Genomic DNA, 26,523 nt, shown 5'->3' on the forward strand with positions numbered 1-26,523 from the left:
TGAATCACAAATGATTCATGTTGCATTGTTTAGTTTTCAGAGAACCACCTGAGGCTTTCGCCCCGCCGCTCATCTCAGCGACTCATTTAGTATATCGCATCGACTTTTTCCTGTCAAGAACTTTTTTTGCGTTTTTTCCGCGCTTCTTATGGTTCCTGACCTGCAGCGACTTGATTAATAATACACGCCTTTTCCCGATCTGTCAATCCCTTTTCGCAAAAAAAGCAGGCTGCTTTGACGAAAAATCCGTCAAAGCAGCCTGCTCTCCCAGTCCATGTGTGAAAAATTGATCCAGTTGGTCCGGATATGATACGGATCAGAACAGGAAGTTCACACGGCCAAAGAGGTTCTCCACCTTGTTGTCCGTCTGAAGATCCTTGCCATTGCCATAGCGCAAGGTGATGATCGTATTCTTGAACGGCACATAATTGCCGCCGATCTCGACGCCCTTTTCGCCATAGTTATAGGTATTGATGACATCCCACGGGCTGGCAATAAAGGCATTGCGCCCAAAGTGACGATAAGCAGCCCAGAGGCCCCATGTACCGGCATTTTCCGGCTGGCCGCCCTTATAGTCAAGTTCAGCGCTGCCCGCTTTGTCATAAAAATCCGCTTCCGTATTCTGCGCATAGAACCCCTTGAATGCCCAGTTATGGTCAAAGGTATAGGTTCCTTTTGCGAGCCAGATATTGGCATCGTCCGTCGCAGACTTCGCATAGGTCTTCTTCACCTGTGTAGTTCCAAGGTCTGCATTCAGATGATGGAAGCGTACGGCCCCATAAAGCTTGTCCTTTTTCAGGCTGACACCGGCATACTGGTAATTGGCCGTATCGTCGGCGTTATATGCCGTATCACCCGTACCGTAACCGAATGTGGTCGGCGAGCTTACACGGCCGGCACCGAGCACCCAGCCGAAGCCATTGGCTTCCGGCGTGCGGCTGACTTCCGCACCGGAAAACGCAAGATCTGTAATCGTATCTGGATCCGGTGCCTCAAATTTACCGAACATGAGGCGATATGTGCCGTAATGGCCCTCGGCCCAGACACGCTTAAGATCGACCTTGCCGTTATCCTCTGCGTTCGTGCTGCTGTCCTCATCGAGGAACGTATTGGCATCAAGACGGGCCTTGACATGCCAGTTCTGGTTAACTTCCGCATCCGGCAGCAGGCGCAGGAGCAGATTGTTGCGACTGTCAAAGCGGTCGTCTTTCTGATCCTTGTTCATGTAGTGCTGGAACGTGTACTCCGCCGTACCATGCCATGCGACCTTATCCGCATTTCTTTCCAGATTCGCTACGCGGACGCCGAGGTTGTTGAGCTCGTCGGAGAACTCAGCGGCCAGTTTGTCGATCAGCGCCTTGTCGCTGCCGCCGACATTCGTCCTGGCCATCGCCTTGGCGACCATCTGCGCCATCTCATAGCGCGTGATGTTCTTGTCGCCCTTGAACGTCGTATCGCCATACCCCTCGATAACGCCGTCGGCGGCCAGCTGCTTCACCGCGTCATACGCCCAGTGATCGGACGGTACATCGCTGAACGGATTTGCCGCAGCAAACGTCGTGGACGCGGCGCCGGCGACAAAAGCCGCCGTCAAAGCAGAAACCAGAGCCTTTTTCATAATAGAAACTCCCCCTTAATATAAAATAAACCCCTTATCCGCAGGGAGAGCATAAAAATGTATGGGATTGTTTTCATACGAGTTCCCTTGTTCCCTCGTTTTCCCCTTTTTGTCCTCCCCTTTGGACAGTTCCTATCATATCATAAATTCTTACAATTGGCAACGGTTCCACACTAATTTTTTTCGTGTTTTTTCAGTTTTACGAAAAACAAAGGCGGATTTCGGCTTGTTTTATCCAACCGAGAAAAATGCGCGCGTTCAGGCGTTGTCCCTCTTGCCCCTCATCCGGCCTCGCTTCGCTCGCCCACCTTCCCCCGAGGGGGAAGGCAGTCGCTCCAAGGTTAAGCCGCCCCTCAAAGGGAAGACAGTCGCTCCGGGATTAAGTCTTTCTCTCAGGGAAAGCTGCAGCACAAAAAAGCTGCCGCGCGGGTTGTATAAACCCACGCAGCAGCTTTTGCCTGCTTCTTATCTGGTCGCGCCGGACAAATCGAAATTAGAATTTGAACTCAACACGGCCGAAGAGCTTCTCCGCGTCTTTGCCGTTACCCAATTTTTCTCCGTTGAAGTATTTCACACTGGCTACCGTGTTCTTGAAGATCGTGTAGTTCGTGCCGACTTCCCAGCCTTTCGTGCCGGCCCATGCGCCATCATAGGACGGATCGAGGGCGACATTCTGGCCGAGGTGGCGATAAGCCGTGTAGATACCCCAGGTTCCCTTGTTGGCCGGCTCAGCACCCTTATAGTCCAGCTCTACCGTTCCAGCTTTCTTGTAGTTGTCCGCCTTGGCGTTTTCCGCATAAGAACCGCCGAGAGCGACGTTCTTATCGAACGCATAGCGGCCGTTGACCGACCAGATCTGAGCTTCATCGCTCGTGCTGCCGTCACGATACTCGCTCATATACTTGAACGTATCGCTGTTCAGATGATGATAAGCGGCGCCAAGGCTCAGCTTATTCCTGCCATACTGCAGGCCGACGCTCTGCATATTGGCCGTATCATCCTTTACTCCGGCGGCCGCGTTGACCGAATCGTTGTTCGTATCGCCGTCAAGATCGAAGCGGCCAGCCTGCAGCGTGAGCTTGAGGTCCTTGCCCGTCGTGAGGGACGCACCGGAAATCTCATCATCAAAGAGCAGGTTGCTGTCCAGCTGCATCGGGAGCTTGCCGAGTTTTACATTCGTGTTGCCGTACTGGCCGTCAGCCCAGATGCGTTTCAGCTTGACCTGCGCATCCTGACTGCTGCCATGGTTGTCCTTGTCGCTGTCCTTGGAAAGATCCGTCGAGGCATCGAGACGGGCGTTGACATGCCAGTTGTTGTTGACTTCCGCGCTTGGTTCGAGACGGAACAGCAGCTCATCATCGTTTACCTTCGTATCCGTCGCGGATTTATCGCGCTTGCTGGTGTAGGTGTAGCGAGCCTCGCCGTTCCATTTCACCATGTCGGCATTGCGCTCGAGATTGCTGACGCGGACGCCGAGGTTGTTGAGTTCATCGGAGAACTCTGCGGCCAGCTTGTCGATCAGCGCCTTGTCCGTGCTGTTTACGTTGCTCTTCGCCATCGCCTTGGCAACCATCTGCGCCATCTCATAACGCGTGATGTTCTTGTCGCCCTTGAACGTCGAATCGCCGTAGCCCTCGATAACGCCGTCGGCGGCCAGCTGGCTTACCGCATCGTATGCCCAGTGGTCAGACGGTACATCGGAAAACGGGTTGGTCGCCGCAAACGTCGTGGATGCCGCGCCAACAACAAGTGCCGTAGTGAGTGCAGAAACAAGTGTCTTTTTCATAATAAACTCCTCCATTCTTCTTCGCCGCAAAGGCGAAAAGCCTGTTGATCTTCGTCCCGGAAAAGAGAACGGCGGAGCTTCATGAGTGTCCTTGTTTCCTCCGTGTCCGTTTCCGTTTCTTTCCCTTGAAACATCTTTATTGTATTACTTGACGCTGTCAATTACAATTAACAGACCATTATTCTTCCATTATGGTTCGATTAGATAGTTTTCTAAGTCAACTTTAAGAACAGGCAGAAAACAGCGGAATTAAGCGCAAATCAGACGATGCAGGCATCGCAATCCTTCCACCTTCCGGCAAAAAGGCGCAAAAAAACCGGGACAAAGCGAAACCCGCTTTGTCCCGGTTTGTATGTCGTGGTAAAAGTAATCCTGCTGGATTAGAAGAAGAACTCGACACGGCCGAAGAGCTTGGAAGCATCTTTGTCGTTATGCAGATCCTTGCCGTTGAAGTATTTCGCCGAAGCAACCGTGTTCTTGAACAGCGTGTAGCTCGTGCCAACTTCCCAGCCCTTCTGGTTGTAACCGACGCCATCGACATTCGGGTCGATGACTACGCCTGCACCCTGATGACGGTAAGCGACATAAGCACCCCAAGTGCCCTTGTTGGCCTTCTGAGCACCCTTATAGTCGAGCTGTACAAAGCCAGCCTTCTCATAGCTGTCAGCTTTCGTGTTTTCAGCATAAGCGCCGCCAAGAGCAACGTTCTTGTCAAAACGATACTTTCCAGCTACTTCCCAAGTGCTCATCTCATCTTCGTCTGCGTTATTGTTAAATTTCAGATACTGGTGATTAGCATTTTTGAACACATCGCTGTCTGCATGATAGTAAGCAGCCGTCCCAACTGCCTTGCCCAGCTGATAGGTCAGGGCAATGCTCTGCAGATTAGCAGCATCATCGTCTACCCCGAAGGCATGCAGATTCTTATACTGGCTGTCAGAGTTCAGATCAATGCGGCCAGCGCGCAGCGTAGCCTTGAGCTGGTTGCCTACCGTAACCTCAGCACCAGACATCTGGTTATTGAGCATCATAGAATTATCATAGGCCGTGCCATCCGGGAACTTACCGAGCTTCGTCTGGAAGTTCTTGTAGTTGCCCTGCGCCCAAATACGCTGCAGCTTAACCTTATCGGAATCACCACTAAAAGCCGAGTCGCTCTCCATATTCGTGGAAGCATCGAGACGCGCCTTTACCTGCCAGTTGGCATTGACCTCAGCCGTCGGCTCGAGACGAAGCAGCAGCTCATCTTTGTTTTTCTTCGTATTCTTCTTGTTGCCCTGCAGCATATTCACATCATGACGCTCGCTCGTGTACGTGTAACGAGCCTCGCCGTTCCACTTTACCTTGTCAGCGTTCTTCTCGAGGTTTGCTACGCGGACGCCGAGGTTGTTGAGTTCATCGGAGAACTCAGCGGCCAGTTTGTCGATCAGCGCCTTGTCGTTGCTGCCGACATTCGTCTTGGCCATAGCCTTGGCGATCATCTGCGCCATCTCATAGCGCGTGATGTTGCGGTCGCCCTTGAACGTCGTGTCGCCGTAGCCTTCGATGACGCCATCAGCGGCCAGCTGGCTTACTGCATCATAAGCCCAGTGGTCAGCCGGTACATCGGAGAACGGATTGGCAGCAGCAAACGTCGTGCTGGCTGCGCCGACAACGAGTGCCGTAGTCAGTGCGGATACAAGAGTCTTTTTCATGAGAAATTCCTCCCTATATAATGAAACCTTACATTCCCGGGGCTTCCCCGGACAAGGATTCCTCATGAGTGTCCATGTTTCCTCAGTCTCATCCCTGTCTTTCCCCCGATTAATTTTATCTTAACATGTTCTCTTGACATTTGCAACCAACCAGAAGATTAAAATTGCGTTAATCCCTTTAAATCAGCCAAGGCCCCTGCCGGAGAAACACTCTGCCGGCAGGGGCCTTGGCTGATTTAAAGGGATTGAAGAAATTACCAGACGAGCTTCAGACGGCCGAAGAGGATATTGGAATCCGTATCCGTAGCCAGATCCTTGCCCATCGTATAGGAGGCCGAAGCGATGACATGTTTCAGCGGAGCATAGCTTGCGCCGAAGGAATAGCCCTTCATGCCTTCCCACATATCATCATACGTCGGGGAGAAGGAGACATTCTGTCCGAGATGGCGGTAAGCAGCAAACGCGCCCCAGGAGCCTTTGTTGGCAGCCGATGCGCCCTTGTAGCTGAGCTGTACGCTGCCGGCCTTTTCAAACGCATCCGCATCCGTGTTCTCGCCATAGTAACCGGCCAGCGCAACATTCTTGTCAAACGCATAGCTGCCGCCGACGGTCCAGATGTCCGCCTTGTCTTCCTTCTGCGTCTTATCGTAGCCGTTGAAGAACGCGAAGTCCTTGCTCTGGAAACGATGATAGCCGGCGCCGGCCGTCAGCTTGCCGGTCGTCTCCACCAGCTGCAGGGACTGGTAATCTGCCACATCATCTTTTTCGCCATTTTGATGCGCACGAACAAGGTTAGAAACCGTCATGTCCGAAGTGACGTAGCCAACTTTATCATACTCGCTGACACTGCCTGCCATCAGATCATAGCCATCGGCAGACAGATCCTGACGGCCCGCGCTGACGATCGCTTTCAGCTTGTTGCCGAACGTCATCTGCGCACCGGAGAACATGCCATCCATGATCAGTCCGTCGTCACTGGTGGAGTACAGCGGCATCTTGCCGAGCTTCACGTTGAAGTTCGAATAATTGCCCTCGGCATGGACGTAGCTGAGCTTCATCTCCGAAGCCGTGTCCTTGGCCGGAGTCCATGTACCCTGCAGACGGGCCTGAACATGCCAGTGATCGTTGATCTCGGCATCCGGATAGAGGCGGAAGAGAACGTGGTCGATCTTCTGATCCGGACGAGCCGTATTCTTGGCGTCGTTGCGCGTAGACCAGTAATCATAGCGGACCATGCCCGTGAACTTCACCTTGTCGGCGTTCTTTTCGAGGTTTGCTACGCGGACGCCGAGGTTGTTGAGTTCATCGGAGAACTCAGCGGCCAGTTTGTCGATCAGCGCCTTGTCGCTGCTGCCGACATTCGTCTTGGCCATCGCCTTGGCGATCATCTGCGCCATCTCATAGCGCGTGATGTTCTTGTCGCCCTTGAACGTCGTGTCGCCGTAGCCTTCGATGACGCCGTCAGCGGCCAGCTGGCTTACTGCATCATAAGCCCAGTGGTCGGCCGGTACATCGGAGAACGGGTTGGCAGCAGCAAACGTCGTGCTGGCTGCGCCGACAACGAGTGCCGTAGTCAGTGCGGATACAAGAGTCTTTTTCATCAACTTATTCCTCCCAAACAATCCAGACAAAATCTATGCTTCCGTCCGTATCGCAAGGATAAAACGACACGAGTTTCCATGTTTCCTCGGTTTTTGTCCTTCCTGTACGAACATGTTTCTTATGATAGCATAATGTTTTCCCTTTGACAAGTGTTTCACTATAAATATTCTGTATACCGAAGGAGCTTTTGAGGCCCCGCGCACACAAAAACAGCCACCCGCGCGGAATGGCATTTGCCGCTTTTCCTCGCGGAATGGCTGTGCTATGATATAAAGCAGATATACTCAGTTTGTGGCGTCAGGACTGCGGCGCGGCATGACGTACAATCCCGCGCACCATTCGCTCGAATTTCGGCCGGGGCAGCATGACCAGATGTCCGCAGCCCTGACATTTCAGCCGAAAATCCATGCCGACGCGCAGGACTTCCCACTCGCTGCTGCCGCACGGATGCGGTTTTTTCATGCGGACGATGTCGCCCAGCTGAACCTGTTGTTCCATCCTTGATTCTCCTTTTGCACCGCCCGATGCGGCGGCGCGATATCCCGAGGTGATGTACGATGAGAGTTGCCGCCCTGCAAATGAAGATTGCATTTGGCGAACCGGAAAAAAATATGTCCACCCTTTACCGCATGACGGCCGAGGCTATGGAGAGCCGCCCCGACGTCCTGCTGCTGCCGGAGCTTTGGCGGCTCGGCTTCTATCCCCGCCCGATCGCGGACTACGCCGACGCAGACGGCGCGCAGACACGCGAGGCCCTCTCGCGTCTGGCGGAGCAGTATCAGGTAAATATCGTCGGCGGTACAATCGCCAACGCCATCGGCGCGCAGGTCTTCAACACCTGCTATATCTTCGACCGCACAGGCCACCTGACCGCCACCTACCACAAAACGCATCTCTTCACGCCCAGCGGCGAAAAAGACGATTTTACCGCGGGCGACAGCATCGTGACCTTTTCGCTCGACGGCGTAAAATGCGGCATCGCCGTCTGCTACGACGTTCGGTTCCCGGAGCTGATCCGCCGTCTGGCGCTTGAGGATATCGCGATCCTGTTCCTGCCGGCCGCGTGGCCGCTGGACCGCCTCATCCACTGGCAGACGCTGATCCGCGCCCGGGCCATCGAAAATCAGGTTTTCGTCGTAGCCTGCAACGAAACGGGAATCGCTGCCGACGATCTGCAGATGGGCGGCCACTCCGCCATCATCGACCCGTGGGGCGAGATTCTCGCCCGGGCCGACGAAGAAGAAACCATCCTGCAGGGCAACCTGCGCCCCGTCATACGCAATCAGATCAAAGAAAGCATGGATGTCTTTGCCGACCGGCGGGAAGCGCTTTACCGCAAGAAAACGCGGTAAAGCGCCATACAACGGTCATACATTGAAGCGGAAATTGACGACATCGCCATCCTGCATAACATAATCCTTTCCTTCCACACGCACCAGCCCTTTTTCACGGGCTGCCGCGACGCTGCCATTGGCCACGAGATCGTCATAGTTGACAATCTCCGCCCGGATGAAGCCGCGCTCGAAATCCGTATGAATCTTGCCGGCGGCCTTCGGCGCCGTCGTCCCCCGGACGATCGTCCAGGCGCGGCACTCATCCGGCCCGGCAGTCAGGAACGTCTGCAGCCCCAGCAGTTCAAAGGCGGCCTTGATCAAGCGATCGAGGCCGCTTTCCGTTTCCCCAAGATCCTCAAGGAACGCTTTGGCCTCTTCCTCATCCAGCTCAGCGATCTCCGACTCGACGCGGGCAGAAATCGCCACGACTTCCGCGCCCTCTTCCGCCGCAAAGGCCTTGACCTTCTGGACATACGCGTTTTCGTCATACGCCGTAGCCACTTCATCCTCCGCGACATTGGCCACATAGAGAACCGGCTTGAGCGTCAGGAGATTCATCTCCCGGATCATCGCCAGCTCATCCTCCGTAAGCTCGACCTGACGGGCCGGCTTTCCCTCATCGAGCACAGCCTTGATGCGGCGCAGAATCTCATCCTCGACACGGGCTTCCTTGCTGCCGGATTTGGCAATCTTAGCCAGCCTCATGATGCGCTTCTCGACGATTTCCAAATCTGCCAGACACAACTCCGTCTGAATGATGTCAATATCGCGCAGCGGATCGATGCCGCCCTCGACATGCGTAATGTTCGGATCGTCAAAACAGCGAACTACATGCGCCACCGCATCGACCTGACGGATATGCTCCAGAAACTTATTGCCCAGCCCCTCGCCTTTCGACGCGCCCTTGACCAGTCCCGCAATATCCACAAAACGCACCGACGCCGGCGTCGTCTTCTTGGACTGATACATCTCATGCAGCACCTTCAAACGCGGATCCGGCACCGCCACCACGCCGACATTCGGCTCAATCGTGCAGAACGGGAAATTCGCCGCCTCCGCACCGGCTTTCGTAATCGCGTTAAACAACGTACTCTTGCCAACATTCGGCAAGCCCACAATTCCTACTTCTAAATTACTCAAAATCAAAACTCCTCTTGATAGTTATGACAAAACAAAAAGGCCGAATCCCGCGCTTCGCGCCCCTGAGGGGAAGGCTTGGCATTGGAGCGACTGCCTTCCCCCTGGGGGGAAGGTGGGTGAGCGCAGCGAACCCGGATGAGGGGGGACTTGCTTTCAACATGGTCCCATTCGGGGAAGAAACGCCCTGCGCGGAACACCTCTTCCGCCTCTCTTCGTTCGGCACCTTCCCCTAGGGGGAAGGCTTAACGACCGTGCTCCTCCTCATGCCTTCCCCCTGGGGGGAAGGCTTAAAGGGAGATGGGTTTATTTGTCTTTATCGATTCCAGCAGCCAAATAAATCGCCATACGCACTCCATCGAAATTCTCCCAGAGCTCACGATTGGAAAAACGGAGGACTCGAATCCCCTGATGTTCAAGATAACGGGTGCGGTCTTTATCATAAGCTTCTCCCGCTTCTTCAAAATGCTGGCTGCCATCCAGTTCTACTGCTAACCGAACCTCGGCACAATAGAAATCCAAAATGTAACACCCGATCGGTTTTTGCCTGCGAAACCGATATGGAAAAGTCCTTAGGAAATCATACCACAGATGGCGTTCTTCCTTCGTCATATTCCGTCGCAGAGATTGTGCTTTCTCGGTCAAATCTTCACGATATTTCCTCAATAGTCACACCTCTATATCTGCTGCCTTCCCCCTTGGGGAAGGTGGGTGAGCAGAGCGAACCCGGATGAGGGGTTCGCTCTCCCTTTCGGGGATGCAACATCCTACAGGGAACACCTCTTCCGGCCCTCCGGGCCACCGCTCGGGGATGCCCCCGGCATCCAGCGCTTCGCGACCTCTGAGGGGAAGGCTTGGCATCGGAGCGCCCCTTGCGGGGTTAGAGTGTGCCGAAGATGCGGTCGCCGGCGTCGCCGAGGCCGGGGACGATGTAGCCTTTTTCGTTCAGTTTTTCGTCTATCGCCGCGACGTAGAGCGGTACGTCAGGGTGTTCTTTGTTGATGACGCGGATGCCTTCCGGTGCGGCGACGAGACACATGAGGATGAGCGACTTGGCGCCTTTTTCCTTGAGCAGGCTCAGGGCGGCCGATGCGCTTCCGCCCGTGGCGAGCATCGGATCGACGACGATCAGGGTACGCTCGGCTACGTCGTTCGGCAGTTTGCAGTAATATTCTACCGGTTTAAGTGTTTTCGGGTCGCGGTACATGCCGACATGACCGACGCGGGCCGCCGGGATCATGTTGACCACGCCGTTCAGCATGCCGAGTCCGGCACGCAAAATGGGGACTACGCCGACCTTTTTTCCAGCGAGGACTTTTGCCTTGCATTTGGCGACCGGTGTCTCAATCTCGATCTCTTTGAGCGGGAAATCACGGGTGATCTCATAGGCCATGAGCATGGCGATTTCTTCCAGCAGTTCTCGGAAGTCCTTGGTTCCCGTCGTTTTGTCGCGCATCAGCGTCAGCTTGTGCTGAATCAGCGGGTGATCGATCACATGAGCGTTCAGTTCTTCAGACATATTACACGAATCTCCTTCTTGCTTGTGCTATGGGAAGGCTTACCAGAGCCTTCCCGGAAAGCCATCGTTTATTCGTACAGCGGATATTTTTTGCAGAGCGCGGCGACGCGGGCTCTGGCTTCTTCTTTTGCTTTTTCATCCTGCGGATGGGACAGAACCATAGCGATGATATTGCCGACCTCGCGCATATCCTCTTCCTTGAAACCGCGTGTCGTAAGCGCCGGCGATCCGAGACGGATGCCGCTCGTGACGAACGGGGACAGCGGTTCAAACGGGATGGTGTTGCGGTTGGCCGTGATGTTTACTTCGTCCAGAACGTTCTGCGCCTCTTTGCCGGTGATGCCTTTGCTCGTCAGATCGACCAGCATCAGATGATTGTCCGTGCCGCCGGAAACGATGCGGAATCCGTCCGCCATCAGCGTTTCCGCCAGCACGGCCGCATTCTTCTTCACCTGCTTTGCGTACGCTTTAAACTCCGGACGCAGAGCCTCGCCCAGCGCAACGGCCTTGGCCGCAATGACATGCATCAGCGGGCCGCCCTGAATGCCGGGGAATACCGCCTTGTTGAACTGCTTGCCGAACTCCGCGTCTTTGCAGAGGATCATGCCGCCGCGCGGCCCGCGCAGCGTCTTATGCGTCGTCGTCGTCACGACATCGGCATACGGCACCGGGCTCGGATGCTCGCCGGCCGCCACCAGTCCGGCGATATGCGCAATATCTACCATGAGATAAGCGCCCACGCCATGCGCAATCTCGGCCAGACGCGGGAAGTCGATGATGCGGGCATACGCCGAAGCGCCGGCCACGATGAGTTTCGGCTTGCATTCCTGCGCTTTTTTCTCCAGCGCATCGTAATCGATCGTCTCCGTTTCCTTTGTGACGCCGTACGGGACGATTTTAAAGTATTTGCCCGACATATTGACCGGACTGCCATGCGTCAGATGGCCGCCGTCCGTGAGGTTCATGCCCATGACCGTATCTCCGGGCTGAAGCAGAGCGAAGAACACCGCCATATTGGCCTGCGCACCGGAATGAGGCTGGACGTTCGCGTAGGCCGCGCCGAACAGCTTCTTTGCCCGGTCAATGGCCAGCTGTTCCACGACATCCACATACTCGCAGCCGCCGTAATAGCGTTTTCCCGGATAGCCCTCGGCGTATTTGTTCGTGAGCACACTGCCTTGCGCTTCCAGCACGGCGCGGCTGACGATGTTTTCCGAGGCAATCAGCTCCAGCTTGCTGCGCTGGCGATTCAGCTCCTTGTCGAGCTGGGCGGCTACTTCGGGATCGGACTGTTTCAGTGTTTCCATAAGACTCATGCGGGAGAACCTCCTATTATATAGATAGAAAACGACATGACGAATGGTTAGTCTGTCTCGCGGCCGGCAAAGGACTCAGTCCTGCTCCAATGCCATGATCTTGCCCACGCGGCGCGCATGGCGGCCGCCGTCAAACTCCGTCTCAACCCATGCGCGGACGATCTCGCCGGCGGGGCCGAAGCCCAGCACGCGGCCGCCCATGGCCAGAACGTTCGCATCATTATGATGGCGCGACATTTTCGCCGAGTACACATCATTGCAGAGCGCGCAGCGGATGCCCTTGATCTTGTTGCAGGCAATGGAAATGCCGATGCCTGTGCCGCAGAGCGCAATGCCGCGGTCGGCCTTGCCGGACGCCACATCCGCGCAGACCTTTTCCGCGATGTCCGGATAGTCGACCGACTCCGTCCCGAACGTGCCGACATCCGTTACCTTGATGTCGCCGCATTCCTTCAGAACCATTTTGATTTCCTCTTTGAGCTGGACAGCGCCGTGGTCACTGCCGATGGTGATTTTCATGCTTATCTTCCACCTTTCCGTATACTACTCTTCATTATACCCTGCCGAAAATTGCCCGTCAATCGCGCCGGCCGGTTCGCTCCCGCCGCAGCGGACAGAAAAAAGCCCCGCAGAAAGCATTTCTTCCTGCGGGAGCCATGAGCTTTTTCAGTGCTTCACATCGACCTGAAATTTATCCGCGGCCTCTTTCAATGCGGTGGCCGCCGTCTTGTTCCGCTCGACACACTCGGAAATATCCGCGCTCTTGCCCGAGATATTGGTCATGTTTTCGGCGATCTGATTCGTCGTCGAAGCGACCTGACCGACCGACTCGGCCACGTCAGCGATATGCTGCGTGACTTCCTGCACCGACTGGGCAATCCCATCCGTCAGGCTGCCGAACTCCTGCGAAATCTTGCGGACATCACTGCCGGCCTCCTGATAAGAACCGGCGACCTTCAGCATGGACTGATAATCCGACAGAATATCATGCTCCATGATGTCCAGCAGCTCCTTGGACGCACCGGAAAGGTCCTCGACCGCAGCCAGCGTATGACCGACCTCTTCCTGAATCCGCGTAACGGTGTCCTTCGACGCTTCGGCCAGCTTCCTGACCTCATCGGCTACGACCGCAAAGCCGCGGCCCTGCTCACCCGCGCGGGCCGCCTCGATAGCCGCGTTCAGCGCGAGCAGATTCGTCTGCTCCGAAATCTCAAGAATGCTGCCGGCCATGTTCGAAATCTCTTCCACGACCTGCACTTTTTTCAGCGCATCGCGCACTTTCTCCCCGCACTCTGCCGCCACATTCTGCACATGCGCATACGAGCCGTCCGCCTGCTGCTGCATATGCTGCGCGTCATCGTGAATCCGTCCGGCCAGCCCGCGGGCCTCCTCCGTACGGCGCACAGCCTGACCGGTGGACGCATCGACCGCTTTGACCATCTTCGCGACATTGTCCAGCGTCGAGGAACACTGCGCCATCGTCGCGGAAATCTCCTCCGTCGCCGCCGCGACCTGCTGAACATCGTCCGCCGTCTCGCCAAACATCCGGTCCATCTGCCCGCAGGAAAGCGCGATACCGTCGCTCTGCTGCTGAACCGCCTGAACCGCGCCCCGCATGGCCTGTGTGCTCTGATTCAGCGCGAGGATCGTCTCGCCGAATTCATCCATCTTGCGCGGCGTCCCCTGATAGCTCAGGTTATACCGGGAAAGCTCCCGGGCAAAGGTATCCACATCGCCCAGCTCGGCGGAAATCGTCCCGCTGATCTGCCGGGTCAGCAGGATGCTCAGCAGCACCGCCACCAAAAACAGCACACCCTGCACCATGGCGCTGTGATACACGCCCGCCAGCACTTCATCCTTATCCGAAACCAGCACGATATTCCAGCTGGTTCCATCGATCGGCGCATACGCGGCCCAGACATCCTGCCCGGACAGCTGCATCTCCCGCAGACCGGTCTGCTGCTGCTTCACGGCTCCGGTCAGCTCCTCCGCGGCCTGCGTTCCTTCATCACTGAGCTTTTCCCTGCCCAATACCTTTTTCATATCCTTATGCGCGACGAACTGGCCGTCGCCATTGGCGATAAACGCATAGCCATGATCACCGATCTCAATGTCCTGAATAATCGTATTGACCGTGTCCAGCTTGATCGTGCCGCCCAGATAACCGATCAGCTGCCCAGACGCCGACTGAACCGGCACAATGATCGTCGTGATCGAATCCTGCTCATTCTCCCGGATGAACGGCTCCGTCACAAACTCCCGCTTTTCTTTAATCATCTGATAAAACGGCTCGCTGGACTGATCCTTGATCTCATTCGTATCCGGATAGCAGCCATGACCGTCTACCGTGAAGAAAAAGATTCCCTCAAAGCCCCAGTTCTTCGCCTGCGCCAAAAGCTCCGGCCGCTGCTGCGCCCAGTCCAGCGAGCGAACAGCTGGCAGCGCCGCGATATTGTGCAGAATCTCCTTCTTGTTCCCGATGAGCCGGGCGATGCTCTTCGAACTCTCATCCGCGCGCGCCACCAGCATCGACTGCGTCGTCTGCACCATCGTCTGCCGGTTCTGCAGAAACGACGCAACCGACAAAAACGCGGAAACAACCGCCACCAGAAGCAGCACCTGCAGCAAAATCCGCCGCCCGACGCGCATGCTCTTTTCCCCTGTAAACATACTTACTCCTCCTTAACATCCCAGCCTCTGATATCCCCGCCGGAATCCATCTTTCTTTCACCTTATATTGTAGCGCGCAGCCAATGGCCGGACAATGTCCGGCGCATCAATCCGTACCAAAGTTCACAACCTGTAATAAACCAACCCGCGCCCCCTGAGGAGACGGCTTTTCCCTCGGTGCGACTGCCTTCCCCTTGGGGGGAAGGTGGGTGAGCGAAGTGAGGCCGGATGAGGGGACATTGTTCGATGGCCCTTTCGCGGGAAGGAACGCCCTGCGCGGAACACCTCTTCCGCCTCTCTTCGTTCGGCACCTTCCCCTGAGGGGAAGGCTTAGAGGGGACGTTGTTCGATGGCCGCTTCGCGGGAAGAGACGCCCTGTGCGGAACACCTCTCCCGGCCTTTCGGGCCACCGCTCGGGGATGCCCCCGGCATCCCGCGACTTCGCGCTCCCTGAGAGGACGGCTTACCCTCGGTGCGACTGCCTTCCCCTTGGGGGGAAGGTGGGTGAGCGAAGCGAGGCCGGATGAGGGGACGAAGTTCGATGGCCGCTTCGCGGGAAGGAACGCCCTGCGTGGAACACCTCTTTCGCCTCTCTTCGTTCGGCACCTTCCCCTGAGGGGAAGGCTTAGATTTCCATAGCAAAAAGGCACTCCATGCGGAGTGCCTTTTGTGTTATGAAATTCTTTTTTCGCTTAGGCGTTGACCATCATCAGGGCCTGATTCTGGCCGATGTTGACGGTGATTTTGCCGCTCTGTACGGTGGCTTTGACGCCGGTGAGCTGGTCTTTGAGTACCGTGCCGTCGGCGGCTTTTACCGGGATGGCAATCTTCTGAGCCTTGCCGTTGTTGAGCGCGACGACACCGATTTTGCCGGAGCCGTCGACTGCGGTGCGCTGATAAGCGTAGATGTTATCCTTGGCCGTGAGCGTATCGAGGTCGCCGAGGGCAAAGACGTTCTTGTTGTTGTTGCGAACCGCGATGATCTTCTTGTAGAAGTTCTGCAGATCCTTGTCCTCTTTGCCCCACGGGAAAGCGCGGCGGCAGTCCGGATCCTTCGAGCCGAACTGGCCGGCCTCGTCGCCGTAGTAGATGGTCGGCATGCCCGGATAGCCGAGTTCGAATACCGCGGCCATCTTCAGGCGCGCCTTGCCGAGCGCATAGTCAAAGTCGGTTTTCTGTGCCTGTACGACACCGTCCTTGCCGCCGCCATAGGTATAGATGGCGCGGGCCGTGTCGTGCGAGTCGACGATGTTCATGAGGTTATAGAGCGCCTGCTTCGGGTAGTTCTGACGCAGCTGCGTGAGCACGTCGTCGCTGTCCTGCGCCTTGCCGCCCATGACGAAGTGCATCAGCGTATCGGAGAGCTTGTAGTTCATGACGGAATCCATCGAATCACCCATGAAGAACTGCGAGCCGTCCTGCCAAATCTCGCCGAGCAGCAGCGGCGTATCGCCGCTCTGGGTCTTGATGGTCTTTACTTCGTCGCGGACATCGGCCCAGAATCCCGGCGGAACTTCCTTGGCGACATCGAGACGCCAGCCGGAGAGGCCGTAGTCGAACCACTTCATGATAACGCCCTTCTCGCCGTCTCTGCCATAGAGCAGATAATCGCCGAGATCCGTATGCTTCGGCGTGGACGCGGAGTAGCCCGGGAAGTCTTTGTCGCGGAACGGAGCAAGGCTCGAGAAGCTCTGCCAATCATGGTAAGCGTATTTCTCGCCCATCTCGTCTTTCGCCTTGACGTTCTTGATATCGAACCAGTTCTCCCAATGCCACGGGCTGAATACCTGACCTTCGGCCTCAAGCTGCTTCTTCGCCTCGGCCTTGGCCTGCGCCTCGGTGAGCTTCTTCGTGTTCATGAGGTCGTAGATGCGGCTCCAATACTCGTAGGCGCCGACCGTCTTGTACTTGCCATAACGGTCGAAATAGATGGAATCGTCGCCGATGTGGTTGTACACGCCGTCCATGATGAGGTGCATGCCGCGCTTCTTCATCTCGGACGCGAGCTTCGACAGATCGTCGAAGTTGCCGAGGAACGGATCGACGGAGCCGTAGTCGCGCGCATCGTAGCGATGGTTCGAGGAGGCCGCGTAGATCGGGTTGACGTAGATGGCCGTGATGCCGAGGCCCTTCAGATAGTCGAGCTTCTGCGTGATGCCGGCCAGATCGCCGCCGTAGAAATCGTTGCAGTCCCACTTGTCGCCGTCCAGCGCACCGGCGCCCGAGTTGGCCGGCGGCGTCGACCAGCTACGGTGCTGCACCGGCTGATTGCCGCGCGCCGTCGTGCGGGCATTGTCGTTGCTCTTATCCCCGTCGAAGAAACGATCCGGGAAAATCTGATAGCAGACGGCTTCCTTCGCCCACTGCGGCGTCTCGTAGCCCTTCTTGTAGCAGGTGACCTGGAAATACTTCGTGCCGGCCAGTTTCAGCTCGCCCGTGCCGCCCGTCTTGGTATCGTCGCCGTACTCCTTCGTGTCGTTGAGCACGAATTTGTAGCCATAGATGCCGTAGGTCTGTGGCGTAAAGGTGACCTGCCAGAGATCCTGACCGTCCTTCGTGCCGACCTTCGTCATCGCATAGTAAGACGTCGTACCGGAATCATAGTCCGGATTGTACTCGTCGCCGCCCTTGGCCGTCATGGCCGCTTTCGTGACCATGAGCTTCGCCGTCTGGACGTCACCGGCGCCGGTTTTGAGTTTCAGCGTGACCGGCGTCCCCTCGGCGACCGCGCCCCACGGGCTGCGCTCGTCTTTGTTCCAGCTGTCATGAACGACCTTGTCGGCGCGGATGCTGCCGTCGTCCGCGATGATGTGCTTGTGCACGGCATCATAATAGAACGCGACATCCGTGCTCTTCGTGATATGGAGCTTCTGCGAGACCGGCGCCTGCCCCTTCTGCGAGATCACAGCCGTATATTCGCCGGCGGCGACCTTCGCGTTCGCCTGGTACAGGTTCGACAGCATCAGGTCAACCATCGTGCCGTCCGCGATCCCCGGGATGCCGGAGATCACCGGCAGCTCATCCTTCGCGAGCATCTTGTAGCTGTGACTGTCCGCGATGCGGTGCGTCTTATCGTTGTAGTAGAACGTGACCGTCTCCGGCTTGTCGAGCGTCATGGCGACGTTCGCGCCGTCGGCGATGCCGTTCAAGCCGTAGTTCTCGGCCCAGGAGCCATTGATCGCAATCTTATAGTTGTACGTGCCGGCCGGCAGATTCTTGATGGTAAAGGTGTAGAAGCCATGATCGGTCGGCGTCATCTTCGTCGCCATATCGGACGGAGCCCACTTCGCGCTGGCACCGCCGAAGGTCTGCAGATCGCCGCAGAGCACGACATCGCGCTCATTGGCGAACTTCGCCTGCTCGGCCGCCTTGCCCTCGTAGTCGTAGGAAATCTGATGCGTCTTTTCGTCAAAGGTGAACGTGACCTTATGATCGGCCGCAAGGCGCAGGGCGATATTGCCGCCGTTCAGCTGGCCGTCCTTGCCGTAGTTCAGATCCCACGAGCCGCCGACCGCGACCTTGAAATCATAATTGCCCTTCTTGATGAGGCCGGAGATCACGCGATGGCCTTTGCCGTCCGGCTTCATGATGGTCTTGGCATCCGAAGGATCCCAGTCCTTGGCGGCGCCGAGTGCCGTCTGCACCGTGCCGACGAGCACGACATCATCCTTCTGAACCGCGCCGGCCGGGCGTGGAGCCTCGGCTTCCTTCGCGGCCGCCGGAGCCGCAGCCGCACCGGCGACGGTCGCCGTCGTCTTGTGCGTGATGCTGTCATAAGTAAAGGTGACCTCGGCCGGAGCCGTGAGCTTCAGCTTCATATTCGCGCCGTCACGCGCGCCGTCCGCGCCGTAGTTCTCGCCCCAGCTGCCGCCGATGGCGATCTTGTACTCATAGTTGCCCTTCGGCAGCTTGCCTTTGTACTCGTACATGCCTTTGCCGACCGGCTTCATCTTCGTCTTGCCGTCCGCCGGCGCCCAGTCCGTACCAGCGCCAAACTTCGTCTGCACCGTACCGACGAGCACGACATCCTCGGCGCCGACAGACTCAGCCGCTTCCGCGACCGACCAGCTGACTGCCGCAGGCATGACATCCGCCGGGGCCACATACGGCGCCGCCAGAAGGCTCAGAGTCAGGGACATGCCCACGGCACGCCCTAAAAGTTGCTTGCGATTCATTGTAAAGCTCCTTTCAACAAGGAATTTGTGTGATAGATTAGAAGCTGTGAAAACGGATTTTCACAGCTTCCTTATTACCTATATGACCATGCTTCTCCCATAAGCCGTGCTCCTCATGCCTTCCCCTTGGGGGGAAGGTGGGTGAGCAAAGCGAACCCGGATGAGGGGACATTGTTCGATGGCCCATTCGGGGAAGAGACGCCCTGCGTGGAACACCTCTTCCGACCGCTTCGCGGCCACCTTCTCCTAAGGAGAAGGCTTATCTCCTCATGCCTTCCCCTTGGGGGGAAGGTGGGTGAGCAAAGCGAACCCGGATGAGGGGACGCTGTTCGATGTCCCATTCGGGGGAAGAGACGTCCTGCGTGGAACACCTCTTCCGACCGCTTCGCGGCCACCTTCTCCTCAGGAGAAGGCTTATCTCCTCATGCCTTCCCCTTGGGGGAAGGTGGGTGAACGGAGCGAACCAGGATGAGGGGATCGCTGTTCGATGTCCCATTCGGGGAAGATACGTCCTGCGTGGAACACCTCTTCCGACCGCTTCGCGGCCACCTTCTCCTCAGGAGAAGGCTTATCTCCTCATGCCTTCCCCTTGGGGGGAAGGTGGGTGAGCGGAGCAAACCCAGATGAGGGGATCGCTGTTCGATGTCCCATTCGGGGAAGATACGCCCTGCGTGGAACACCTCTTCCGACCGCTTCGCGGCCACCTTCTCCTAAGGAGAAGGCTTATCTCCTCATGCCTTCCCCTTGGGGGGAAGGTGGGTGAGCGGAGCGAGGCCGGATGAGGGGACATTGTTCGATGGCCGCTTCGCGGGAAGATACGCCCCGCGTGGAACACCTCTTCCGACCGCTTCGCGGCCACCTTCTCCTGAGGAGAAGGCTTATCTCCTCATGCCTTCCCCTTGGGGGGAAGGTGGGTGAGCGGAGCAAACCCGGATGAGGGGTTGGGCGCTTGGGAGAGTGCTTCAAGCTGCTTTCAGCAGATTAGAAATGGAAGTCCACCCAGCTGCGGAGGATGTGGCGCTTGTAAGCCGTCCGCTCTCCAGCATCATTGCGTCCATTGGTATTTTCCGTAAGATGCGGAGCCCACATCGTCTCCCATTCGCAGTTTTTCCACGGAACCATCTTGAAGCCGAAATACCAGCCTTTAACACCAGATACAAAGGTCGGTTCACGCGTAGCCCACTCATCATCATGACCGAGATCAGCAGCCACACCAAGGTTAACCCACTTTGCATAAAGGCCCCAGGATTTTACTTTATTCAAATCTGTTCCCTTATACTCCATACGCACAGCCCAGTCTGTATCAAACTTAGCAAACCCTGCATAGCTCTTCATCCAATCATATTTTGCATCAGACTTGACATACGAACCTGTCACACTAAAGTCCTTAAACGGTCTGATCTTCAAATCTGCACTGATAAAGTTCTTAGCACCAGTGTAGAAACCAAGATTACCATCGTTATGCTCAAGCTCATGTCCTACAACACGTGCATAAGCAATGTTTGCATCCATGTATTTGCCAAGCGGACCCCAGAAGTCTACTGCTGCCGCTACCGGAGCACGATGCGTGTAACGATCTACGCTGATAACCTTTCCATTATCATCAACTTCGATATTCTGATCAGACGACCAGTCTGCCGATGGTTTGAAATACTGCGCACTGAACCACCAGCCATGACCTTTTTCAATCGGATGATAAGTTGCGATACCATCAATCTGTCCGCCAAGCAACAGGTTCTGCATGCCGATGCCGTTCCATTTGCGGCCGATATTGGTATACCAGTTATGCTGTTTACCCAATGCCAGTTCAACCCAAATGTTGCTGATTGATCCATTATGGTTGGCATCAGCCTGTTCACTATCACGCGTTTCCGCCGAAATGGTCTTATCATAAACAATAGGACGTTCAGACCATTCATAGGTACCGTCTGCTTTTTTATGCTTAACCCATCTAACATCACCCGTTTTTAAGGTGCTGTATTCACTGTCGCGCGTGCGGGCATTTTTCTCGATAGTGAAACGAGCCGTAGCATACGGATTGATCTTCATCGAACCCTCAAGATCCATATAGAAACGGTTATTATAATCGCCGTTATGTCCATCTTTTACCAATCCATTATCATCGCCGGCCTGTACACGCGTCATGCCCCAGACCTTGAACTTATCCGTCTTGGCGTTGAGGTCTTTGATGGCTTTCGTGTTGGCGTCGACTTTTTTGTTCAGGGTGTCGAGTTCGCCGGCGTACTCCGCGGAAAGTTTGTCCAGTACAGCTTTGTCCCCGAAGCTGACGTCTTTTTTCTGCATGGCCTTGGCGACGATGCTGGCCATCTCGTAGCGGGTCATGGTGCGGCCGCCCTGGAAGGTGCTGTCGCCCATGCCGTCAATGACGCCTTCCTTGGCAAGGTAGTCGAGGGCCTGATAGGCCCAGTGGTCTTTCGGCACATCGGTGAAGCTGTCCGCCGATGCCGCGAAAGCCGTGCTGCCGAGTCCTGCGCTGAGGGTGAGTCCCGTGAGGATTGCCAGAGCTTTCTTGTTGAGTCTCATAGATGATACTTCCTTTCCCTTTCGTCTGCAAACCTTGCAGTATTGTCTGCGGCTTGCAAACATTCTCACAATTCTTTTTATATGAGAAGAGGTCTTCGCATCTTTCCTTGTTCCGATAGGAAAACCTCTGCACATATCCATAAGGATGTTATCGCAACAGCGGCGGCGGGAGCCTTCCCGCGTCGCTGGATTTTTCGGGGTGGCACACAGCAAAGGGGAGCGCTGTGCACCAACTAATGTAGGGAGTCGAAAAAGGGATGAAAAAAGGGGTTATATATTCGCCTCAAGCATGGCTCCGACGCCGGCGTAGACCCCGCGGGCCTTTGCCTTGATGGCGTCGCGCGCCGTGTCGACGGTGAAACCGCCGAAGGCTTCGATCATGGGCAGGTCATTGATCTCATCACCGATGGTGTAGATCTCCGGACTCGACCAGCCCATGAGTTCAATCAGTTTGCGGATGCCCTGTTCTTTGCTGATGCCTTTGGGCGTGATGTCCAGGCTGCAGCGGTTCGGGTAGGCGTGGATCACATCGCCGTAACGGGCGTTGAGAATCTCGCTGACCTCGGCCGATTCACTGGGGTCAGGGTAGCCCAGTGAGAATTGGTGTATCTGCGGCAGGCTCATGATGTCCTGCTCGGTGATCGGAACGATGGTAAAGTCCCATTGTTTCGCCTCGCGGCTGATCCATGAGCCTTCGCGCTCATGGTAGAGGTATGTCTTGTCCGCCGCGGAGAAGGCGAAGTGGAAGGAGCGGCGCACACCCGGCTCCCTGACCATTTCGGCTAGTGTCTGCAGGGGAATCCTGCCCTGCCAAAGGGGTGTGCCGTCTGCCTTGCAGATCAGGCCGCCGTTGTTGCAGACGGCGTAGTCGGATTCGATACCATAGTGGCGGAGCTGGGGCGCCAGCATGCCGTAGTCACGGCCTGTGACGACACCGAAGAGGTGTCCGGCCTCCCGCCAGCGATGCACACCCTGTGCATCGGCGGCCGCGATGGTATCGTTGCGGAACAGTGTCCCGTCGTAATCGCTGGCTGCGATCTTCATGCGTCGTCCTCTCCTTCCATGACATAGACTGCGGCTTCATAGGGGCGCAGGGTTCCTTTGCAGGTGCCCGGCATCGAGGTAATCACCGTCGACGCGCCCGTCAGAAGATCCGCCGGATAGCTGGCTTCCCGGCCGCTGAAGTTGACCAGCGTAATCGTCTGGCGATGTCCCAGACGGCGGCGGAATGCGTAAATTTCCGGATGCTCCCGCAGAAGTTCCTGATAGGAGCCTTGCTGCAGGATGTCCGCAACCTCGCCAGTGCGGCGGATGCGGGATAGATGGCGGTAGTAGATCAGCACGGAGTGCTCGTCGAGCGCTTCGCTCTCGACGCAGCAGGTCCGGTAGTCCTCATGAACCGGCAGCCATGGTTTCCCTTTGGTAAAGCCGGCCTGATAGCCGCGCGTCCACTGCATCGGCGTGCGCGCATTGTCGCGGCTGTACCGATGGACGAAGCGCATCGCTTCGCTCTCGCTGAATTCTTCGCCCAGAGCCAGCTCGTACTGGCCATGCGAGGAGATGTCGTTGTATTCGCCGATGGTGTCCCAGGCGATATTGTCCATGCCGATTTCCTGTCCTTCGTAGATGAAGGGCGTACCCCGGAGGGTCAGCAGGACGGTCGCCATGGCCTTGGCCGTAACGGCCGGGTCGGCGTCGTCGGGGAAGAAGTGGCGGACGCTGCGCATCTGGTCGTGGTTTTCAAAGAATACCGGATACCAGCCGTTGTCCGCGGTCGCCTGCTGGCTGGCCGTCAGGCAGGCTTTGAGCTGCGGCAAAAGCTTCAGGTTCCAGCCTGTCGCGTGGCTCCAGAGCTCGCCGTCCGGGAATTCAAGATTCATGTGGCTGAACTCGAACAGCATGTCGAAGGCACCCTTTTCGCCGACCCAGTCGGCAAGCTCCGACGGCTCGACGCCGTTGGCTTCGGCCACGGTGAAGATGTCATGCCCGTCGAATACCTCGCGGCGGAACTCGTGCAGGAAGTCGAGGATGCCCGGCGTGTCGGCGATGATCTTATGGATGTTGACCATGCCGTCCGCGCTGTCCGGCTCGCCGTCGGCGAAGTCCTGCGGTTTCTTGATGTAGACGATGGCATCGATGCGGAATCCGCCGACGCCTTTGTCCACCCAGAAGTTCGCGGCATCGTAGAGCGCCCGCCGGACGTCGGGGTTTTCCCAGTTGAGATCCGGCTGGGCTTCGGCGAAGGTGTGCAGGTAGTACTGCTGGCGCTCCTCGCACCATGTCCAGGCGCTGCCGCCGAAGATGCTGCGCCAGTTGGTCGGCGCGGAGCCGTCCGGCTTCGCGTCGCGCCAGATATACCAGTCGGCCTTGGCATTGTCGCGGCTTGAGCGCGACTCGCGGAACCAGCTGTGCTGGTCGGAGGTATGGTTGTAAACCAGATCCATGACGATGCGGATGTCCCGCTTTTTCGCCTCGGCGATCAGTTCGTCCATGTCCTCCATGCTTCCGTAGGACGGATCAATCCCGGTGTAGTCCGCGATGTCGTATCCGTTGTCCACCATCGGCGACGGGTAGACGGGAGTGAGCCAGATGGCCCCGACTCCCAATGTTTTCAGGTAGTCCAGACGATGGGTGATGCCGGGGATGTCCCCCTGCCCGCTGCCGGTCGTATCCATGAAGCTTTTCGGATAGACCTGATAGACGATCGTCTTTTGCCACCATTTCAAATCATTCATGAGTATCTTTCCTTAAATCGTTTTGGTTTTGCCTTGGCAGGAGGGCTTTCGCCCTCCGCCGGGAGCGGTTCAGAAGGTCAGGATCGGCGTTTCGTTGGCCGTGACGTCCTGATCGGCCGCTTTTTTCATCTGCGGATAGTCGGTGTAGTTGGTGACCGCCATGATAACGGTGTCCTGATAGCCCGCGTCCTTGATAACCTGACGGTTGAACCGGACCAGCGGATCGCCGGCTTTGACGCGTGCGCCCTGTTTCGTCAGGAGCTCGAAGCCCTTGCCTTCGAGCTTGACCGTGTCGATGCCGACATGGATCAGAAGCTCCGCGCCGTTGTCGAGGCGCAGCCCGACGGCATGCAGGCTTTCTTCCATGACCATCGTGACTTCGGCATCGGCCGGAGCGACGACGGTATCACCGGACGGGTCGATGGCTACGCCGTCGCCCATCATTTTCTGCGAGAACATTTCATCTTTGACTTCGGACATGTCGATGAGGTGTCCGGAGATGTATGCGTTGAGCTTCATCGCCAGGTCCGGCGCGGCCGGAGCATGATGCGGAGCCGTTTCCTGTTCAGTGGCGGCGGGCTTTATGACCTCGCCTTTGAGCAGGGCGTCGAAGTAGCCGCGCACCTGCGGGACGGAGAGTCCGACGATGACCTGAATGGCATGGCCGTTCTTGACCAGACCGAACGCGCCGGCTTTAGTGAACTTCGAGGCCGGTTTTACTTTGTCCGGGTCGTTGACTGTGACGCGCAGTCGCGTTGCGCAGTTCGTGACTTCCTTGATGTTGGACGGGCCGCCGAGGTTGTCGAGGAATACTTTCGCTTTGATGGCCTGCGGGTTGTCCGCCATGCCCATCTCTTCCATTTCTTTCTTGGCCTGATATTCCGCCTTGGAGAAGAGCTTGTCTTCCACATCGTCGTCCGTGCGGCCCGGCGTCTTATAGTCGAACTTCTGGATCATGAAGCGGAATACGAGGAAGTAGATCACGAAGAAGCAGAGACCGATGATGATCTGAGTGATATAGGTCCCAGCATGGAACTTGAAGAGCGGAATCCAGTTCTGTACGAAGCAGTCGATGAGGCCGCCGCCGAAGTTGCCGGACAGGCCGAAGAGGTACAATGTCGAGGAAAGCGTCGCAGCGAGAACCGCATGGACGAGATACAGCAGCGGAGCGACGAAGAGGAAAGTGAATTCCAGCGGCTCCGTGATGCCGCAGAGCATTGCCGTGATCGTGGCCGGGATCAGCAGGGCTGCGGTCTTTTTCTTCTTTTCCGGTTTAGCGCACATGTACATGGCGAGCGCCGCACCCGGCAGGCCGAATACCTTGGCGCTGCCGTGAAGGGCAAAGCCGCCTTCCGGGAACATTTCTTTCAGGCTGTGCGCGCTTGTCGCAAAGTCATTGAGGTGCTGCAGCCAGTACTGCTGGATGCCGCCGTCGCAGACGGCCGGGCCGAAGATGAACGGCAGGTAGATGAAGTGGTGCAGGCCCGCCGGGAGCAGGATGCGCTCGGAGAAGGTGTAGCACCATACGCCGACGATGCCGCTGGTTTTCAGGAAGCCCTGGAACTGCATGATCGCGTGCTGGATGGCCGGCCATACGAAGCAGAAGATCAGGGCCATCGGCAGCATGACGAGGAATCCGACGGCCACGACAAAGGCGGGGCCTTTGAAGATGCCGAGCCAGTCCGGAACATCCGTGTCGTAGAAGCGATTGTGGAGCCATGCGGTGACGCAGGCGATGAAGATCGCTCCGAGCATGCCCATGTCGAGGGTCTTGATGTTCGCGATCATCGCGAGTCCTGTGCCGGCTCCGGCGCTCTGGCTATAATCTACGCCGAAGAACGCGCCGTTCAGTGTGAGGATGCCGGAGATGAAATAGTTGAACACCATGTAGATGACGAACGATTCCATCGCGCAGCGCGCCGGTTCTTTCTTGGCGAAGCCGATCGGCACGGCGATGGCGAACAGGATCGGCATCTGGCTGAATACGGTCCAGGCGCCCTGTTCGACGACGAACCAGAAATCATACCAAAGCGTTCCCTTGGCCGCCAGACTTCCGAGAAGTCCTTCGTTCTTGCAGACGATGGAAATCGCAACCATGATACCAAAGAATGCGAACAGGATGACCGGCGTGTACATCGCGCCGCCAAACCGCTGCATCCCCTGCATGACGCGGTCCTTACTGATTGACATAACCCCAACCTCCATTTTTATCTTCCCCGCCGGGGAAGGATGATGATGAACTTGCTGCGCGGACATCCGACCTCTGCCGGACTCCACGTCACGGTTATCTTGTTGCTTAAAGAATAACGCAAAAAGGCCGCGAACTCAATAGTTTCGCGGCCTTTCGGCATATTGCCCTCATGCGGTATTTTGTTACATTTCATGAAATTTGG

17 protein-coding genes are annotated in these 26,523 nt (G+C 56.7%); 1 reads left to right on the forward strand and 16 read right to left on the reverse strand.

The annotated features are described in order from the left end of the window. Window positions 1-316 precede the first annotated feature (316 nt). The 5 genes from FYJ78_RS11005 to FYJ78_RS11025 all read right to left on the reverse strand — a co-directional run bounded on the left by FYJ78_RS11005 (window position 317) and on the right by FYJ78_RS11025 (window position 7,198). Entirely contained in the window at window positions 317-1,618 is a 1,302-nt protein-coding gene (locus FYJ78_RS11005; RefSeq protein ID WP_154621435.1) for an S-layer homology domain-containing protein, read from the reverse strand. A gap of 493 nt (window positions 1,619-2,111) precedes the next feature. Further along, complete coding sequence (locus FYJ78_RS11010) at window positions 2,112-3,404, reverse strand: S-layer homology domain-containing protein (RefSeq protein ID WP_154621436.1); 1,293 nt, start codon at window positions 3,402-3,404, stop codon at window positions 2,112-2,114. A 380-nt stretch (window positions 3,405-3,784) separates the two neighbouring features. Next, the gene (locus FYJ78_RS11015) at window positions 3,785-5,098 is read right to left on the reverse strand and encodes an S-layer homology domain-containing protein (protein WP_154621437.1); all 1,314 of its coding nucleotides are present in this window, start codon (window positions 5,096-5,098) and stop codon (window positions 3,785-3,787) included. 254 nt (window positions 5,099-5,352) lie between these two features. Beyond that, window positions 5,353-6,699, reverse strand: a complete 1,347-nt coding sequence (locus FYJ78_RS11020) for an S-layer homology domain-containing protein (protein ID WP_154621438.1) — start codon at window positions 6,697-6,699, stop codon at window positions 5,353-5,355. Window positions 6,700-6,997: 298 nt separating this feature from the next. Further along, on the reverse strand, window positions 6,998-7,198 hold the full coding sequence (locus FYJ78_RS11025) for a DUF951 domain-containing protein (protein WP_154621439.1): 201 nt from the start codon (window positions 7,196-7,198) through the stop codon (window positions 6,998-7,000). A gap of 59 nt (window positions 7,199-7,257) precedes the next feature. On the opposite strand from FYJ78_RS11025, the gene FYJ78_RS11030 reads away from it, so the two are divergent. After that, the gene (locus tag FYJ78_RS11030; RefSeq protein ID WP_154621440.1) at window positions 7,258-8,052 is read left to right on the forward strand and encodes a carbon-nitrogen family hydrolase; all 795 of its coding nucleotides are present in this window, start codon (window positions 7,258-7,260) and stop codon (window positions 8,050-8,052) included. A 15-nt stretch (window positions 8,053-8,067) separates the two neighbouring features. On the opposite strand, the gene ychF is transcribed toward FYJ78_RS11030, so the two are convergent. From ychF to FYJ78_RS11085, 11 genes are all read right to left on the reverse strand, one after another. After that, a complete protein-coding gene (gene ychF, locus FYJ78_RS11035) occupies window positions 8,068-9,174 on the reverse strand; it encodes a redox-regulated ATPase YchF (RefSeq protein WP_154621441.1) in 1,107 nt (368 codons plus the stop codon). 303 nt (window positions 9,175-9,477) lie between these two features. Further along, window positions 9,478-9,837 (reverse strand): endonuclease domain-containing protein, encoded by a 360-nt coding sequence (locus tag FYJ78_RS11040; protein WP_154621442.1) that lies wholly within the window; start codon window positions 9,835-9,837, stop codon window positions 9,478-9,480. 214 nt (window positions 9,838-10,051) lie between these two features. Then, window positions 10,052-10,690 carry a uracil phosphoribosyltransferase gene (upp, locus tag FYJ78_RS11045; RefSeq protein WP_154621443.1) on the reverse strand — a complete coding sequence of 213 codons (639 nt, stop codon included), beginning with the start codon at window positions 10,688-10,690 and terminating at the stop codon, window positions 10,052-10,054. A 68-nt stretch (window positions 10,691-10,758) separates the two neighbouring features. Beyond that, window positions 10,759-12,006 (reverse strand): serine hydroxymethyltransferase, encoded by a 1,248-nt coding sequence (glyA, locus tag FYJ78_RS11050; protein WP_154621444.1) that lies wholly within the window; start codon window positions 12,004-12,006, stop codon window positions 10,759-10,761. Between the two features lie 75 nt (window positions 12,007-12,081). Next, entirely contained in the window at window positions 12,082-12,525 is a 444-nt protein-coding gene (rpiB, locus tag FYJ78_RS11055) for a ribose 5-phosphate isomerase B (RefSeq protein ID WP_154621445.1), read from the reverse strand. A 147-nt stretch (window positions 12,526-12,672) separates the two neighbouring features. Next, window positions 12,673-14,676 carry a methyl-accepting chemotaxis protein gene (locus FYJ78_RS11060; RefSeq protein WP_154621446.1) on the reverse strand — a complete coding sequence of 668 codons (2,004 nt, stop codon included), beginning with the start codon at window positions 14,674-14,676 and terminating at the stop codon, window positions 12,673-12,675. Between the two features lie 692 nt (window positions 14,677-15,368). Then, window positions 15,369-18,851, reverse strand: a complete 3,483-nt coding sequence (locus tag FYJ78_RS11065) for a pullulanase X25 domain-containing protein (protein ID WP_154621447.1) — start codon at window positions 18,849-18,851, stop codon at window positions 15,369-15,371. A gap of 981 nt (window positions 18,852-19,832) precedes the next feature. Further along, a complete protein-coding gene (locus FYJ78_RS11070; RefSeq protein WP_154621448.1) occupies window positions 19,833-21,395 on the reverse strand; it encodes an S-layer homology domain-containing protein in 1,563 nt (520 codons plus the stop codon). Window positions 21,396-21,665: 270 nt separating this feature from the next. After that, the gene (locus FYJ78_RS11075; protein ID WP_154621449.1) at window positions 21,666-22,439 is read right to left on the reverse strand and encodes an HAD-IIB family hydrolase; all 774 of its coding nucleotides are present in this window, start codon (window positions 22,437-22,439) and stop codon (window positions 21,666-21,668) included. Beyond that, window positions 22,436-24,130 (reverse strand): alpha-glucosidase, encoded by a 1,695-nt coding sequence (locus tag FYJ78_RS11080; RefSeq protein ID WP_154621450.1) that lies wholly within the window; start codon window positions 24,128-24,130, stop codon window positions 22,436-22,438. The genes FYJ78_RS11075 and FYJ78_RS11080 overlap by 4 nt, the downstream gene beginning before the upstream one ends. A gap of 69 nt (window positions 24,131-24,199) precedes the next feature. Next, entirely contained in the window at window positions 24,200-26,320 is a 2,121-nt protein-coding gene (locus FYJ78_RS11085) for an alpha-glucoside-specific PTS transporter subunit IIBC (RefSeq protein WP_154621493.1), read from the reverse strand. Window positions 26,321-26,523: the final 203 nt, after the last annotated feature.

The sequence above is a fragment of the Wylensekiella montiformis genome, assembly GCF_009697385.1.
GTDB lineage: Bacteria > Bacillota > Negativicutes > Selenomonadales > Selenomonadaceae > Selenomonas_A > Selenomonas_A montiformis.